The sequence below is a fragment of the Sphingobacterium sp. NPDC055346 genome (genome assembly GCF_053645235.1).
On the sequence record NZ_JBSHMI010000008.1, the window covers coordinates 85,917 to 102,290 of the forward strand.

The 16,374-nt window shown below is 38.9% G+C and carries 12 protein-coding genes and 2 tRNA genes; 7 read left to right on the plus strand and 7 right to left on the minus strand.

All coding sequences use genetic code 11. From position 1 onward, the window contains the following. The first annotated feature begins 133 nt into the window (after positions 1-133). Positions 134-469, plus strand: coding sequence for a hypothetical protein (locus tag ACWICE_RS16130; RefSeq protein WP_254527030.1), 336 nt, complete (start codon positions 134-136; stop codon positions 467-469). A gap of 59 nt (positions 470-528) precedes the next feature. Then, positions 529-921, plus strand: a complete 393-nt coding sequence (locus tag ACWICE_RS16135) for a barstar family protein (protein WP_454298782.1) — start codon at positions 529-531, stop codon at positions 919-921. Between the two features lie 330 nt (positions 922-1,251). On the opposite strand, the gene ACWICE_RS16140 is transcribed toward ACWICE_RS16135, so the two are convergent. The 3 genes from ACWICE_RS16140 to ACWICE_RS16150 form a co-directional block, all read right to left on the minus strand. Next, positions 1,252-1,626, minus strand: a complete 375-nt coding sequence (locus ACWICE_RS16140) for a hypothetical protein (protein WP_454298783.1) — start codon at positions 1,624-1,626, stop codon at positions 1,252-1,254. A 211-nt stretch (positions 1,627-1,837) separates the two neighbouring features. Beyond that, positions 1,838-2,353, minus strand: a complete 516-nt coding sequence (locus ACWICE_RS16145; RefSeq protein WP_313257913.1) for a GNAT family N-acetyltransferase — start codon at positions 2,351-2,353, stop codon at positions 1,838-1,840. Positions 2,354-2,426: 73 nt separating this feature from the next. Next, positions 2,427-2,957, minus strand: a complete 531-nt coding sequence (locus ACWICE_RS16150; RefSeq protein ID WP_313257910.1) for an O-acetyl-ADP-ribose deacetylase — start codon at positions 2,955-2,957, stop codon at positions 2,427-2,429. A 361-nt stretch (positions 2,958-3,318) separates the two neighbouring features. On the opposite strand from ACWICE_RS16150, the gene ACWICE_RS16155 reads away from it, so the two are divergent. Further along, complete coding sequence (locus tag ACWICE_RS16155; protein ID WP_454298784.1) at positions 3,319-4,032, plus strand: SOS response-associated peptidase; 714 nt, start codon at positions 3,319-3,321, stop codon at positions 4,030-4,032. A 6-nt stretch (positions 4,033-4,038) separates the two neighbouring features. Beyond that, entirely contained in the window at positions 4,039-4,872 is an 834-nt protein-coding gene (locus ACWICE_RS16160; RefSeq protein ID WP_454291545.1) for a glycoside hydrolase family 16 protein, read from the plus strand. A gap of 84 nt (positions 4,873-4,956) precedes the next feature. Here the strand turns inward: ACWICE_RS16160 and ACWICE_RS16165 are convergent, their stop codons facing one another. The 4 genes from ACWICE_RS16165 to ACWICE_RS16180 form a co-directional block, all read right to left on the minus strand. Further along, positions 4,957-6,579: a hypothetical protein gene (locus ACWICE_RS16165; RefSeq protein WP_454298785.1), complete on the minus strand. Its 1,623-nt coding sequence runs from the start codon at positions 6,577-6,579 to the stop codon at positions 4,957-4,959. A gap of 34 nt (positions 6,580-6,613) precedes the next feature. Beyond that, positions 6,614-6,760 carry a hypothetical protein gene (locus ACWICE_RS16170; RefSeq protein WP_185216216.1) on the minus strand — a complete coding sequence of 49 codons (147 nt, stop codon included), beginning with the start codon at positions 6,758-6,760 and terminating at the stop codon, positions 6,614-6,616. Positions 6,761-8,537: 1,777 nt separating this feature from the next. Continuing rightward, positions 8,538-8,622, minus strand: a tRNA-Leu gene (locus ACWICE_RS16175). Positions 8,623-8,627: 5 nt separating this feature from the next. Then, positions 8,628-8,700, minus strand: a tRNA-Gly gene (locus tag ACWICE_RS16180). A 170-nt stretch (positions 8,701-8,870) separates the two neighbouring features. On the opposite strand from ACWICE_RS16180, the gene ACWICE_RS16185 reads away from it, so the two are divergent. The 3 genes from ACWICE_RS16185 (at position 8,871) to dnaE (ending at position 16,322) form a co-directional block, all read left to right on the plus strand. Then, positions 8,871-11,060 (plus strand): glucoamylase family protein, encoded by a 2,190-nt coding sequence (locus tag ACWICE_RS16185; protein WP_313259099.1) that lies wholly within the window; start codon positions 8,871-8,873, stop codon positions 11,058-11,060. A gap of 54 nt (positions 11,061-11,114) precedes the next feature. After that, positions 11,115-11,633 carry an OmpA family protein gene (locus tag ACWICE_RS16190; protein WP_185214370.1) on the plus strand — a complete coding sequence of 173 codons (519 nt, stop codon included), beginning with the start codon at positions 11,115-11,117 and terminating at the stop codon, positions 11,631-11,633. A gap of 267 nt (positions 11,634-11,900) precedes the next feature. Then, positions 11,901-16,322 (plus strand): DNA polymerase III subunit alpha, encoded by a 4,422-nt coding sequence (dnaE, locus tag ACWICE_RS16195; protein ID WP_454298786.1) that lies wholly within the window; start codon positions 11,901-11,903, stop codon positions 16,320-16,322. The last annotated feature ends 52 nt before the right edge of the window (positions 16,323-16,374 follow it).

Below are 16,374 nucleotides of genomic sequence, written 5' to 3' on the forward strand. Positions count from 1 at the left end.
TTATAAACATAATTTGTAGGAAAAAGCCTGAGAAATCAGGCTTTTTTTATGTATTCAACTTTGTAGCATCTTGATAAATTTAATCGTTTAGTTAATACACAGCATTTCTATTAATATTAAACCATTGTCAATTATGAAAAGAATTATGTTTTTAGCTCTAGCCATAGTACTGTTTACGGCTTGTGAAAAAGAAGGTCAAGATGCTTCACCTTGCTCCAAAAAATTAAGAAGCCATTTCAAGAAAGAAATACGATGTACCGAGAAAGGTGCGTATGAAACCAATCTCTATAAAGGAATCTATAAAGGCAAAACGGTATATTATGTAGATGTCGTGTGTATTTCTTGCCTTACTGCTTCTCCAGAATATGGCTATACTTGTGACCTAGAAAAGGTAGATTTTGAAAACTTTAATGAAGTTGCCAATAAAACTATGGTTTATAACAGCTGTACTAAGGATTACACGGAATAGCTTTTTACTGTTACTTCCTATTTAGCCAGATTCCTTAAAATTTCTATTTTTGTGTACGCATGAAAAAAGAAATCATAATTGACGGTAGCCAAATCCACGATAAATCCAGTTTTTACGAAGAAATAAACCGTAAGTTTATGCAAAATGAAAGCTGGCAATTAGCGGAAAGTTTGGATGCATTCGATGACCTATTGTACGGTGGTTTTGGAGCTATCCGTGAAAAGGAAGAAATAACATTGATCTGGGAAAACTTTGAAGCCAATCGAGAAGCTTTAGGAACTGAATTCACCATTAGTTATTATCAGGAAAAGTTAGAGCATCCCGATGATTTCGATTCTTCCGTTATCCAAAATCGATTGGATGCATTAAGGGAAGGGAAGGGGCAGACCTATTTCGAAATCCTCCAAGAAATTATCGCTGAACATTCCAATATCGAACTGATCAAAAAATAAGGCGCAACGTCCAAAAGTTTCTAATCGTTCAGAATCAAAATGCGCTAAGGAGAGATTCAGAGTGAAGCGAAGAATCTATTTTTTGATTTTTTTTTGAAGTGTTTGTCATTCCGCTATCGTAAGATGAGGAAACCATTTCAAATGTAGTATGGATAGTTCCGAGACCCTTCGGGGTGCCCTCAGGGTGACACAGAACGGGTATAGAAAAATATTCCACCCACGCTGTGGGTTCGCCATTCGTAATATCCAGGTTCTACAAAGATTCCACCCCCGCTAGGGGTTACTCAAAACAAACATCATCCTTCCAAAGGAAGTCCTTTAGCTCCCGGCTCATTTCCAATGGCGGAAAAATGGAAAGAATGCCGTTGCCCTGCGCGATGGGATTGGCCTTGGAATGCTTTCAAAAAATTCTCCATCTAAAAGGAGAATTTTGAAGGAAGATATTCCCGACATCAAGGCATTCTTTTCATGTGTGTTGGATTGTGCGAAAAGCCATCTTAAATGAGCCGAAGCCTTTACGGATTCGAGTTGTTTTTGGTATCCGTGAGCTCCTTCGTCGGTTTGGTTACTTTTGGGCTTCAAAAGTAACGAAGAGAATTGGTATCCCTGAGTTCCTTCGTCGGTTTGGTTAATTTGCTCTTCAAAAGTAACAATAGGATTGGTATCCCTGAGTTCCTTCGTCGGTTTGGTTAATTTGCGCTTCAAAAGTAACAATAGGATTGGTATCCCTGAGGTCCTTCGTCAGTTTGGTTAATTTGCGCTTCAAAAGTAAAGAAGAGAATTATTTTATTTTCAAGCTTTGGAAATCATTATTGAAAATTATTTCACAAGAAGATTGAATAGTTCCGAGACCCTTCGGCGGAGCCTTCAGGGTGACACAAAAGGGTAAAGAAAAGTATTTCACCCCCTTAGGGTATTACCCAACTTCCCTTCGCATTAAAATATCCGTCTGTTCATCACTACCTAACCTGAAAATATGTTTGTCAAATTCTTCAAATCCATTTTTCTTATAGAAACTGATGGCACGGGCATTTTCTTCCCAGACTCCCAACCAAATCGTCGGTACCCTTAAACTTTTTGCGGTTTCAAGGGCCTTAAAAAATAAAAGCTGACCAACTTGTTTGCCATGATGGCTTGCATAGACATAAATTCGTTCTATTTCGATATGGTCTTCCAGCTTATACTCGGTCTGGGCCTGACCAATATTTAATTTCAGATAGCCGATAGGGTCTTCCTGGTCCCAAGCTATATAAAATATAGACTCCAGGTTTTTCAATTCATGCTGAACCTGGATTTCGGAAAAACGATCATTAATATATGCAGACATATCCGATTCGGAATTTCTGGATTCAAAGGTTTCAAGGAATGTTTCTCGACCAATTTTTTGAATAATGAGCAAGTCATCAATAGATGCTACTTTGATTTCAATCATAATATTAAGTCCTGGGAGCCTAAATGTATCGAATTATATGCAATTTGGATGGTTGAAATCCAAGTTATGACGTTTATATTATAGTTATATCCAACGATTTCTGGTAAATCTTAAGGTTTTCCTCATCAAAACAGACAAAAATTACTTCTCCAATTGATTCATTTTCAGTTAAATAATTTTTTACCGCCTGAATCGCAATTTTTGCAGCCCTTTCTTTTGGAAAACCATAAATTCCGGTACTGATATTAGGGAATGCAATTTTGCTTACATTATTTTTACTAGCCAAAACTAAACTATTGAAGTAGGCATTATATAAAAGCTCATCTTCATTATGGTTCCCATCCTTCCAAACCGGACCAACGGCATGAATTACAAATTTACAGGGAAGATTACCTGCATGGGTTATGACAGCCTGGCCTGTTTTGCAACCTCCTTGCCGGTTGCGGATCTGTTGGCATTCTTCTAATAGTGAAGGTCCAGCAGCCCGATGGATTGCACCATCAACACCTCCTCCGCCCAATAATGAAGTATTTGCTGCATTTACAATAGCATCCACATGACATTTGGTAATATCACCCAATTCCAGTTTTATTTTATCCCCCATATTTTCAGATACCTTTATGAATGAATCAATTCCGGTGAAAAAAGTTTAATATTTTTATTATTTATAAAAAATCAAATGTTCAAAAACCAATTTACATTTAAATTGTTTGAAAATTATCTAGAACATTAAAACTGTTATAACGCACATCGCAATACAACCATAAAATTGCAGATTGACTCTTTTCAGAAATTAGTTTACAATTTATTGTCAATTTGCATAAGATTATACCCCAAGCTATTGGGGTATAATTGTTTATTGGAAATAATAAATGTTGATTTATCTCCATTTGTGTTCCTGCAATTAAAATATGCGTTTTATTGTATAATAATTATTATTTTCAAATGAAATCTACCTTACAGTTATGTGTTATCATGTTGGTTCTCCAAGTAAATCAGAATTAAAAAATAAACTTCCCAAAAAGAAGGTATACTATCCGAATGAAAATGAAATATTCCATATTTCAGGATTCACTAGGCCCTATCTTCCAGTGACATTAAACCAAGATTCGGATGCTGTGATCGAGGCGAGGTGGAAGCTGATTCCCAGCTGGGTGAAGACGGAAACAGATGCCGGTAAATATGCAAACACCCTCAATGCCGAAGCTGAAAGTATTTTCGAAAAAGCTAGCTATAAAAACTACATCCACAATAATCGAGGATTATTGTATGTAACCGGGTTTTATGAACCCCATAAGGTCGCCGGAAAAAAAGATACTGAGAATTACTTCATTTATGCTCCTAAGCATGAAATCATCAGTTTGGGGATTGTATATTCCAATTTCACGGATCAGGAAACTGGTGAAACTTATCCTACTTTTTCCGTGATCACAACAGCTGCAAATGAACTGCTTGAGGAGGTCCATAATGAAAAGAAAAGGATGCCATTGGTAATTCCCGAGGAGTCAAGAGATGCTTGGTTATTTGCAGAAGGAAAAGAGGAAATCAAACAATTGATGATTCCATACCCAAAGGAATTAAATGCCCACCAAGTGCATCGGGTTACAGCTGATCGCAGCGGAAATACCAATCGTCCCGATATCCAAAAACTTTGGTCTGGACAAACTTCTCTATTTTAATCTGCTATGAAAACTAAAAACCTATATCTCCTTGGACTCACTTTCATTACTTTATTGGGGTCCTGTTCAGTCACGCAAAAGATGGCGGACAAACCATATATCCATATCCAAAAAGAAAATAGGGCAGATAGAAAGTGGAAATTGATCTGGGAGGATAATTTTAACGGGACAGGGATAGATTCAACAAAATGGTCCCGGATACCCAAAGGAGAATCTGATTGGAACAGACATATGAGTACTTCAGATGCCGTTTTCCGAATGGAAAATGGGAGTTTGTTTTTACTAGGTATCAATAATCCAGACCTATCCTCAGACCCTAGGCCCTTTATCACAGGAGGGATCTGGAGCAAGAACAAATTTGCCTTTCAATATGGCCGGATTGAGATTCGGGCTAAATTGGGAAGTGCACAGGGTGCATGGCCGGCCATGTGGATGTTAGCTGAATTGGATAAATACGGCAAATACCCCATGAATGGAGAGATCGATATCATGGAACACCTTAACTTTGATAAAATAATCTATCAGACAACCCATTCCCATTATACCCTAAATCTTGGTCATCAAGACAATCCGCCACATTCTGGCACAACGGCCATAGAACCTGATGAATTCAATGTCTTTGGAATCTCATGGTACCCTGACAGAATTGTTTTTCAATTGAATGGAAAGGATACTTTTACCTATCCAAGAGTAGAAGGGGTTGACCCTACACAATGGCCATATGATCAACCTTTTTTTATCTTGATCGATCAACAATTAGGTGGAAATTGGGTAGGTAAGGTGGATCAATCACAATTACCTGTAGCCATGGAAATAGATTGGGTGCGTGTGTATCAATAAAATCTTGGCAAAATAAAAACGGCCAAATATTACATTTGGCCGTTATCTTAAAAATTATATCCTTGTTATTAAATGGGGCTTATGCTATTTAGGACAGTCGGTTCTTTTTCTTCCATAACCTCTACCAACAACAATCGTCCTACCGTCCACTTTCTGGCTTACTACTACGGTATTTGAACCTGTAGAACTCCAGGTAACATTATTGAATTGCTTGCCACCTTTCAAGCGCAATGGAATCAATGGTCCTTCGTTGGTTTTGCTTCCTAACATGGTCACTTCTCCAGTACGACTGATCATGATACGGATCAATGGTTTTGCCAAAGTACCTTTTAGGTTGTAAGCCTCATCAATACCATTTTTAGCGTATTCTGTGCCGTCTTCAAATTCAATATTACGTACAGTACCTAAGTTATTGTTAGTCTGGAATTGGATCTGGTCTGCGTAACTGTTTCCAAAAATATATTTACCATTTACGCGCATATTCAATGCATTGTCTAATTCGGTAATATCAAATTGGAAACCATAATCAGCTCGTGGTGCACTAAAATCATTTGTTATTATCTCATTGTTTTTAATTTTTTTGCCGTCTTTTATGATGCCAATATAAGTTGTATAGCCTGTAAACCAATTTCCTTCTCTCCAAGTTTCTTCCTTGTATCTCCAGTTCATGGCATCTGAGGTCACGTTTTGGGTACATGCTCTGAATCGTAATACTAAATTGTATTTATGTCCCGGAGTAATCTTAACATCCTTAACTTGAATTCCAGTTTGGGTCTCCGCATCTAAAGTGATTGATCCAAAAGTAAAGATGGCATCCGTAACACTCTTGCTGATCAAAAATGTTGGATTACTACTGATGCTTCTCATACCAGATGTAATAGTTGGAAATGTCACATTAGTTTGCCCATTTTGATTAGGGAAACTTAGACTTTCATCACTGAATTTCAATGAACCACTAGCTTTTGTTGGAGAGAAACGGGCATTTGAAATTGCTTCAATAGATCCAGTCATACTATCGTCCATTTCAATGGTCGTCGTAATCTGGCTAAATTGATGTACCAATACGGCGTTCAGGTTATTATCTCCGTGAGTCAATTTCACTGACTTTTTAAAGAACATAAGATCACTGGAGATATTATTCAGACTAGCTGTACTTAAGCTTCCTTGGTTGCTCACATTTGGTAAATCTGTCGAGCTATTCACTGAATAAACTACAAAAGTGTAGGTTTCACCAGCATTTAATTGAATGCCACCAGTTGTAGGTTCGCTACCATAGATATAGTCGAAATTCCCTTGATGGGCACCTGCATTATTATAAACCATAATGCGGTATTTCACGCCAGGAGTCAAAGTTGAGTTCACGGTTTGTGTTGCTGCTTTGGCTGCATTGTCTGCAGAAGAAGTCCTTCTAATCGTAGAAGGTTCAACATCGCGGATTACCATCACTTCCATGTTCATATTATCGCTGATCTGTACGTTCGATAATTGTACATTGGATTCTGGCGCTCTCTTAGTTGATTTATTGCTTCCGTATGCTATTCTTTCTTCTTCAGGTGAGCCAACCGATAATTTTACTTTTACGGTCGTCAGTTCTCCAGAAACTGGATCAGAGCCTGATTTTTTACAAGATTGAAAGCTAAGTAGCAGAATCGCTATAAAGAACATACTTTTTAATCTAGCCATCTTGTTCAGTAGTGTAAATTCCATTTTGTAGGTTTTTATTATTCTTTGTGTGTTTGTATTACCAATCGATATTTTTTGTTTCCTGATCGTCTTGGTACCATTGGTCCATCAGCTCATTATCAGTGTTATGAGGGCGGACAAATGCTGATCCTGAAGCTATACCTTCTTCAAGATGGATATCGAGGACCTCGATTTTTGGACTCATGTAAGTTTTATCCATAATGCTTTGCACCTAGTTAGTGATACTTTATAAAATTTTAGAATTACGCGTTAATAGTTAGTGATTTTCGGTATATTCTAATGTCTTCACTTTGAAAACATTGTAAAAATAAGTAGGAAATTCATTTTCTCTACTGCAGAAGATATGCGTAATAGCAGTTAATTTTAAATTGTCGTTTCATCACTACAGTTTGCTATTGATATGTGGTAATGGCCTCTAAAGTGTGAAAATGACCTTTTAAATAATTGTAAATAATTGACTGAAATGGATAAGGTTAGACTTGAGATTGCGTAGGAAAATAGGAGAGGGCCATCAGTTTTTAGGAAGAAATGGATGGCTGGAATTGGACTTTATTTCCTTGTCTTGTTCGGGATTCATTCGAGCCATATTCGAGAAATGGTTTGGTTGTATTGCGAATTTTCGGAATGTGTCTCGAATAAGGTCAAAAGGTCTATCGAGATTTTTAGAAATAGAAGAATTTTCTTAGTTGAAAATTTTAGGGAAGGGAGGAGAACCTGCAATTGTTCCTTTTCGAATTTAGGTAAAATATTGTGAAGACTTTTTTCGTATTCTAAAAATCTTCGAAAATCTCAGAACAATACAAACCTAAACATATATTGTTTAACGCCACGCTGCCGTCCTGACACAGGAAGGATCTCGGTACAATACAATAAACTTTTTTAAAATCATGAAATTTTGTATTGGCGTACAGTTCGTCAATCGAAGATTGACGATGACAGGGATGGGTATAGTGGAACCGTACAGATTCTTCACTGATCGTTCAGAATAAAAATGCGCTAAAGAGGGATTCAGAGCAAGGCGAAGAATCTATTTTTTGATTTCTTTTAGGAAGAGTGAGTCATTCCAAAATCGTAAGATTAGGAAACTATTTTAATTGAAGAATGTAATGTTCCGAGACCCTTCGGGGTGACCCTCAGGGTGACACCGAGGAATAAGATTGTATTGGTGTACGGTTTTTTAACCTTCGGTTATCCAGCACGCTCTCGTCCTGACGCATTAAGGATCTCGGAACTATACAATAAACTATTTTAAAATCATGAAATTTTATATTGGCGTACAGTTCGTCAATCAAAGATTGACGATGACAGGGATGGTTATAGTGGAACTGTACAGATTCTTCACATATCGTTCAGAATAAAAATGCGCTAAAGAGGGATTCAGGATAAGGCGAAGAATTTATTTTTTTTAGTCATACTGAGGTTCATCCGAAGTATCTCGGAACAATGCAAACTTAAACTATTATCCAATTTGGATTGACGTTCAATGTGTCAATCTTAGATAGTTTGTATTGGCGTACAGTTCGTCAATCGAAGATTGACGATGACAGGGAGGGGTATAGTGGAACCGTACAGATTCTTCACATATCGTTCAGAATAAAATGCGCTAAAGAGGGATTCAGGATAAGGCGAAGAATCTATTTTTTTTAGTCATACTGAGGTTCATCCGAAGTATCTCGGAACAATGCAAACTTAAACTATTATCCAATTTGAATTGACGTTCAATGTGCCAATCTTAGATAGTTTATATTGGCGTATAGTTCGTCAATCGAAGATTGACGATGACAGGGATGTGGAGAGTGGAACCTAACAGATTCTTAAATATCATTCAGAATTTGAAGTTTCCTCAAATATAAAAATATCTCACCCCTCTGGGGGTTTCTCTTTTTAGGAAACTATAGGTCTAAATACTAACTACTAAATACTTACATACTAAAAAAGCCGCTTTAAGCGGCTTTTTTCTGTACCTAGGGCGGGAATCGAACCCGCACTCCCTTAACGGGAACAGGATTTTAAGTCCTGCGTGTCTACCAGTTCCACCACCTAGGCAACTGAGCGAAAGACGAGATTCGAACTCGCGACCCCAACCTTGGCAAGGTTGTGCTCTACCAACTGAGCTACTTTCGCTTGACGTGCTGCAAATATAGAGAGATTTAACAAAGTTGAAAAATAATATCCTGATAAAAAATGCAATGTGCTTGTAATGTGCGTAATAATTTTATCACGAAGCCAGAAAAAGGGCATAATAATAGCTTTTGGCGCGATTTTTATCTATTTTCGTAGATTAATTCTTGTTTATGCAACTTCGACTCTTTACTATACTCTTTTTATGCTTTCTGGGCTTGAACAGTAAAGCTGAATCCTATCCTGAGGTGGTATTTGATAATAGTTTGGTGAAAGGAACTTATGCCCGCAGTATCGTTAATTATTCGGGCGATAGTTGGGTGGAGAATGTCCAAAAAAACCTTTTGGTTTCGGACAGCTTATTTTTTACTCCTGGGAATGCGCTTTCCCTAAAATACATTTCCTCCGAAATGGGAGATTGGGATGTGCTGATCAAGTATAGTAGGCAGAAATTTCACTATCGGGTGTCCTTCGATGATATCCTGAGCCTAAAGATCTTTGTAGGTTCTGCTGGTACAAAAGCTGAAAACTTACCTTCAATTTCTATCCAACAAGGGATGAATCAATCAGTTTCTATCCCATTGGGAGATTATATCGAAGATTATAACCATAGCAGTTGGATGAGCGTGAAGATTCCATTGAAGGAATTTGCAGGCTTGAATATTGATCATAATATCTCTGGGATTATACTTAGGCAACATCACTCCAGTGAGGTTACCAATCAATTATTTCTGGATCAGATAGAATTCCTTCCTACAAAATATTCAGAGGCTCCCTTGACATCCAATGCGGTATTATCCAAAGCTACTGCTTATGGGAAGCATGTGGACCTACAGTGGCAGGTTCCCCTGACACCTAGTATCCGCTATGTTAAGATCTATCGCTCCTTGGACAATAAAGAATTTAAAGCAGTGGCCATCCGACCAACCTATATGCTGAGGAGCTTGGACTATGTGCCTGTTTTAGATAAGAAATATTATTATAAGATTGCCTGGGTGGACTACAACTACCGTGAATCTCCATTTTCAGAAGTGCTAGAAGTTGAACCCAAACAACTTAATGAAGATCAGTTATTGGATCTGATCCAACTTGCCAACGTAAATTATTTCGTTGAGAATTACGATATCAATTCAGGAATGTACATGCCTTATCGCATGAAAGATAAGGCAGTGGTTTCTGTTCGTGAAACCGGAGGTGCCATGCTGAGCATGTTGGTGGGTGTAGAGAAAGGATTTGTAAGCAAAGCATTGTTCCTAAATCGGGTTAAACGGATTGTAGGGTTTTTGGGCAAGGCCCAAAACAATAAGGGCTTCTTTCCTGCTTATTTTGATGGTAGAAAAGGACTGCCTTTATATCTAGACGATATTCCACGTTATGACGTGCAAGCCACGAGCTCATTGATGGAAGCCTTATTGGTCATCCGTCAGTACCTGACTACCGATGCAGCAGATGAAAATAAGTTACGCGCGGATATTACCCAGTTGTGGGAAAGATTGGATTGGAGAGGAGTGACCTTGCCTTCTGATCCATTGGTGTTAAGATCAGCAATCGATATGGTAGATGAGTATTTTACCTTTGATCCCTTGGTTGGTATCAATGGAGGCCTAAATGCCTACATGTTAGCCATTGCTTCCACAAAATCAAGCTTGCCACCTGAGGCCTTTGCCAACGCTTTAAAATATAGATTTGAAAAGCCAAGGGGAAGAAATTCGATCCGACGGATGGGCACCGATCATGAATCCAATTTAGGGGATTCCGTTAACCTGATGATGGATGCTGAAAAGGTATTGATTTCCGTTCCTGGGCAGGATTCCATATTTAAAGTGGCTTCAGCGCATGATACCCTGATGTACGGTATCAAACTTCCATTCGGAAACTATACCACGAGTCTATTGGATATGTACAGGCCTTTTAATACGATCAACCCGAATCTAAGTAAGGTAGGAGAGTATGACCTGAAATCAGTTCTCCAAAAATATACACAAGTGGCAAAACGCAGGGATAATGAGATTGGCGTAGGTACTTCAAATTCTGATATTTGGGGATTCTATCAATATAGAGATAGTATTGGTACTTTCCGGATCAATCCGGCCATAGCGATTTCGTCCATGTTTTTGGATGAGAGCCGCTCTAAGCGTTCCATGTATGCCATGTACAATCAATTTGGAGAATACCTCTTTACCGAATATGGTTTTAGAGCATGGATGGATTTGCGGACAGATGATGTTTCTGATGAGTATATTGCCAACAACCAATCCAACCTTGCCATCCTGTTGGAGAACGCCAGAACAGGGCTGATCTGGAACTTATATCAGGCAATTCCAGAAATCAGATCTGCGGAACAAAGAATCTTCAAGAAGTGACATTTTTAATAGTAATATCACTATATTTACAGAATAATAACTTTATAAAAACTCATGAAGCGAATCAACTATTTAACTTTAATTTTTTTAGCGGGTCTTACTTTATTTTCTTGTAAACAACAAGCATTGGTTGTGAACCCAGGGGCTGTAGTCAGTCAAGATGGAACCAATGATGGATTGAAAAATGTGAAGAGAGAATTTGAGGACGCGAAGCAGACAAATGAAGGTATTTTAGTTTCCATATCATCCGATTTATTGTTCCCGACGAATTCTTCATATTTAACAGATGGAGCAAAAACTGAATTGAGCAAATTGGTGAAGGTATTGAAGACTTCCAACGCCAGTTCCAAGATCAGAGTTGATGGACATACTGATGCTACAGGTACTCCGGAGTACAATGTTTGGCTGTCAGACAAGCGTGCAGCTTCTGTGGAGAAGTTTTTGGTAGATGCGGGGATATCTGACGCTCGAATTTCAACAAAAGGTTTAGGCCAGACCAAACCAATTGCTGACAACAAAACTCCAGAAGGAAGACAAAAGAACAGAAGAGTAGAAGTTGTGATCTTGAAATAAAGAACCTCTAAAAATATATAAAAACGCAGTCCGCAGTAAATGGGCTGCGTTTTTTGTTTGCTGGAATTTGATAGGTTGCTAATTTATTAATTGATCGATATGGAAAGCTAAAATTGCAAAATGACTTTTTAAAAACAGAGCTTTGCCTTTAAAATCCTAGTTTAGATTTACTTAAAGAATTGGAGATTTTAGTTCCTAGAATTTGGGAGTTTATTAGGATAATATTAAGTATTTTTGTTAGTTCAAAGTTTTAGGGAGAAGAGAAAGATGTATATAATTTTTGATACGGAGACTACGGGTTTGCCAAAGCGTTGGGATGCACCAATTACGGATACAGATAACTGGCCGAGGTGTATTCAGATTGCTTGGCAATTGCACGATGAAATGGGAAGGCTGGTTGAGCATCAGGATTATTTGATCAAGCCGGATGGTTTCAACATTCCCTATGATTCTGAAAAAATCCATGGTATTTCTACTGAATTGGCAGAATCTGAGGGTATACCCCTGACTGATGTTTTAGTTAAATTCAATGAAGCATTAGCAAAGGCGAAATTTGTGGTAGGTCAGAATATTGGTTTTGATATCAATATTATGGGCTGTGAATTCTACCGTTATCAGGTGGATAGTCCAATGGCTTCCATGCCCATCCTTGATACCTGTACGGAAGTCACGGCAGAGCTATTGAAACTGCCCGGTGGTCGTGGTGGCCGATATAAGTTGCCTAACCTAACAGAATTACACAGTTATCTGTTTGGGGTTCCATTTGCTGAGGCGCACAATGCTACAGCCGACGTGGAAGCAACTACGCGATGCTTTTTTGAGCTGATCAGAAAAGATGTATTTACGCCAAGTGATTTACAGGTTGATACCGGCTATTTTGTAGAATTTAGAAAAGAGAATCCTTCCGTTGTTGAATCCGTAGGACTGAAGCATGTAAACCTGAAGGCGGCCTCTGATGCAATCCGTCAAGAGGAAAGCATGGGGGTTAAAAAGGTTGTCATTGATCCTGAAACTCTAGCTAAATTTGAAGCAGCTGAGTTTGCCCACTTACATAATCATACCCAATTTTCAGTTTTACAGTCCACAATTTCCATTGATAGCCTGATCCAAGCAGCAGCCAAGCATAAAATGTCGGCAGTTGCCATGACGGACCATGGTAATATGATGGGAGCCTTTCACTTTGTTAGCAAGACCTTAGGTCACAATAAGGATGTAGAAGCAAAAATTAAGGAAGCTGAAGAAAATGGCGAGACCTATGATGGTCGGATCATCAAACCCATTGTGGGTTGTGAATTCTTTGTATGTGAGAACCGTAAAGACAAAAGCAGAAAAGACAATGGTTATCAAATTGTCTTTCTGGCCAAGAACAAAAATGGATATCACAACATGGCAAAAATGGCTTCAGTAGCTTATACTGAAGGATTTTATTATGTGCCGAGGATCGATAAGGAAACTGTCGAACGCTATAAAGAAGATTTGATCGTTCTTTCAGGTAACCTAAATGGTGAGGTCCCTAGCAAGGTTTTAAATATAGGTGAAGCCCAAGCAGAAGAAGCGCTGATCTGGTGGAAGGAACAGTTTGGCGAGGATTTCTATATTGAATTGATGCGACATGGTCAGGAGGACGAAAACAGGGTAAATGATACCTTGGTCCAACTGGCAGAAAAACATCAGGTGAAGGTAATCGGGACCAACAATACATATTACGTCAATAAAGCTGATGCGCACGCGCACGATATTCTATTATGTGTTAAGGATGGTGAAAAGCTCTCTACACCGAAAGGGAGAGGTCGCGGATTCCGATTTGGTTTACCAAACCAAGAATACTATTTCAAATCTGCTGATGAAATGAAGCAGGTTTTTAAAGATACACCACATGCCATCATCAATATACAGGAGGTTTTGGATAAGATTGAGATTTATTCCTTGAACAGGGATGTCTTACTTCCAAAATTTGAAATCCCTGAACAGTTCCAATCGGAAGAGGATTTGGTTGATGGTGGAAAGCGTGGTGAGAATGCCTTCTTAAGGCACCTGACCTATATCGGTGCGGAGAAACGATATCCTGAGATTACCGATTCCATTCGGGAGCGATTGGATTTTGAATTGGCTACGATTGAGAAAACAGGGTATCCTGGTTATTTCTTGATCGTACAGGACTTTATTGCTGCCGCCCGTGAAATGGGAGTATCAGTAGGTCCGGGTCGTGGTTCAGCAGCAGGTTCTGCCGTTGCCTATTGTTTGGGGATTACCAATATAGACCCCATCTTATATGATTTGCTATTTGAGCGTTTCTTGAATCCTGACCGTGTTTCCATGCCCGATATTGATATCGACTTCGATGATGAGGGGCGTGGTCGGGTAATGCAATATGTAATCGACAAATATGGAGCATCACAAGTAGCGCAGATCATTACTTATGGAACTATGGCAGCGAAATCTTCTATCAAGGATACTGCCAGGGTTTTGGATCTTCCACTTTCTGATGCCAATGAAATTGCAAAATTGATTCCCAACTTGAAACTAAGTAAGATCTTCAATCTGGAGGACAAAGTGCTGAAGGAAGTTTTGCGTAGTGAAGAGTTGGAAGCCGTCAATAAACTGAAGTCTTTGGCTGATGGTGCCGGTATTGAAGCGGAGACCATCAAACAAGCCAGGGTCTTGGAAGGATCGATGCGTAATACGGGTATACATGCCTGTGGGGTAATCATCACACCGGATGATATTACGAATTTCGTTCCAGTATCTTTAGCGAAGGATTCAGATCTATATGTCACCCAATTCGACAACTCGGTCGTTGAAAGTGCGGGTCTTTTGAAGATGGACTTTCTAGGCTTAAAAACGTTAACCTTAATCAAGGATACTGTAATCAACGTTAAATTGAGCCATGACATCGATTTGGATCCCGATAATTTCCCTATTGATGATGTAAAGACCTACGAACTGTTCCAGAGGGGTGAGACCATTGGTATCTTCCAATACGAGTCTCCGGGGATGCAGAAATATATGAAGGAATTAAAACCGACAGTCTTTGCGGATTTAATTGCCATGAATGCATTATATCGTCCAGGTCCGATGGAATATATTCCTAGTTTCGTAAAACGTAAGCATGGAATTGAACCTATCACCTATGACTTGGATGCCTGTGAGGAATACCTGAGTGAAACCTACGGTATTACGGTTTACCAGGAGCAGGTAATGCTTCTGTCCCAAAAGCTTGCGGGATTCTCAAAAGGTGATGCCGACGTTCTCCGTAAGGCGATGGGTAAGAAACAAAAAGCGGTCTTGGATAAGATGAAGCCTAAATTTGTTGCCCAAGCAGAAGCGAATGGACATAGTGCAAAGGTTTTGGAAAAGATCTGGACTGACTGGGAAGCATTTGCATCCTATGCCTTCAATAAATCCCACTCCACCTGTTATGCCTGGGTCGCCTATCAGACTGCGTACCTAAAAGCACATTATCCAGCGGAATATATGGCTGCTGTACTTTCCAATAACATGAACGATATCAAACAAGTAACGTTCTTTATGGAAGAGTGTAGGAGAATGGGTTTAACTGTCTTAGGTCCAGATGTTAATGAGTCGCATTATAAATTTACGGTAAATGATGAAGGGGCTATCCGTTTTGGTATTGGAGCAGTGAAAGGTGTAGGAGCAGGAGCCGTAGAAACGATTGTAAATAGTAGAACTGATGGTCCGTACAAGTCAATATTTGATTTAGCTAAGCGAGTTGATCTTCGGATGATCAATAAGAAAGCATTCGAAAGTCTGGCTTATGCTGGAGGATTTGATTCCTTTTCGGATACCCACCGTGCACAATACTTTTTCTCGGACACCGATAGTAGTTCGGGGATTGAGAAGGCCATTAAATTTGCTCATAAATTTAAAGAGAATGAGAACTCCGCGCAGGTAAGTTTATTTGGAGCGGGTGGAGCTGTTGAATTGCCTGAACCGACCTTGAATCCATGTCCAGCATGGGGATTGATCGAGAAGTTGAAATATGAAAAAGATGTGATCGGAATTTATCTGACCAGTCACCCTTTGGATAACTATAAATTCGAAATGCGCCATTTCTGTCCAAATAATGTGACAGACCTACAGATGATCAATAAGGTGAAAGCTGCGGAAGTAGAGCAGGAGCTATTACTTGAATTTAACCGGATCAAGAACAAGGAGGTTGTTTTAGGAGGGATTGTGGCCTTGGCAAACCATAGGGTTGCCAAATCGGGCAAACCTTTTGGTTCATTTATTATTGAAGATTATTCAGACTCCTATGAGATCATGGTTTTTGGTGAAGATTATGTGAAATTTAAAGGTTATCTGCAGGAAGGCTATTTTGTCCAGATCAGGGGATTGGTGCAAGAGCGTTTCAAACAAGTTGGTAACTGGGGATTTGAGCTGAAAGGCATCCAATTGCTATCTGATTTACGCGAAAAGATGGCAAAAAGCTTTACTATTCAGTTTCCATTGCATATCTTAAATCAGGAATTTGTCAAAACATTAGAAGAGTTAGTGAGTTATACTCAATTAGAAGGGCAAGAGGCAAACTGTCAATTAAAGTTTATGATCATGGATCTTCAGGATGAATTGTCCATTGAAATGCCTGTAAAGCGGAAGAAGATTTTTATCACCAATGAATTTTTGGATGGATTGGAAGCTTTAGAGAGTGTGCGATATAAATTAAATTGATAGCATATAAAAAAAATAATAGTTGTAAGTAAATAGCATGTATAAGCGATTG

Excerpts from the sequence above, each read along its gene's own strand:
- ACWICE_RS16165 (WP_454298785.1), bottom strand. The coding sequence starts at position 6,579 with ATGGAATTTACACTACTGAACAAGATGGCTAGATTAAAAAGTATGTTC.
- ACWICE_RS16170 (WP_185216216.1), bottom strand. The coding sequence starts at position 6,760 with ATGAGTCCAAAAATCGAGGTCCTCGATATCCATCTTGAAGAAGGTATA.
- ACWICE_RS16150 (WP_313257910.1), bottom strand. The coding sequence starts at position 2,957 with ATGGGGGATAAAATAAAACTGGAATTGGGTGATATTACCAAATGTCAT.
- ACWICE_RS16130 (WP_254527030.1), top strand. The coding sequence starts at position 134 with ATGAAAAGAATTATGTTTTTAGCTCTAGCCATAGTACTGTTTACGGCT.
- ACWICE_RS16145 (WP_313257913.1), bottom strand. The coding sequence starts at position 2,353 with ATGATTGAAATCAAAGTAGCATCTATTGATGACTTGCTCATTATTCAA.
- ACWICE_RS16135 (WP_454298782.1), top strand. The coding sequence starts at position 529 with ATGAAAAAAGAAATCATAATTGACGGTAGCCAAATCCACGATAAATCC.
- ACWICE_RS16160 (WP_454291545.1), top strand. The coding sequence starts at position 4,039 with ATGAAAACTAAAAACCTATATCTCCTTGGACTCACTTTCATTACTTTA.
- ACWICE_RS16185 (WP_313259099.1), top strand. The coding sequence starts at position 8,871 with ATGCAACTTCGACTCTTTACTATACTCTTTTTATGCTTTCTGGGCTTG.
- ACWICE_RS16190 (WP_185214370.1), top strand. The coding sequence starts at position 11,115 with ATGAAGCGAATCAACTATTTAACTTTAATTTTTTTAGCGGGTCTTACT.
- ACWICE_RS16155 (WP_454298784.1), top strand. The coding sequence starts at position 3,319 with ATGTGTTATCATGTTGGTTCTCCAAGTAAATCAGAATTAAAAAATAAA.
- dnaE (WP_454298786.1), top strand. The coding sequence starts at position 11,901 with ATGTATATAATTTTTGATACGGAGACTACGGGTTTGCCAAAGCGTTGG.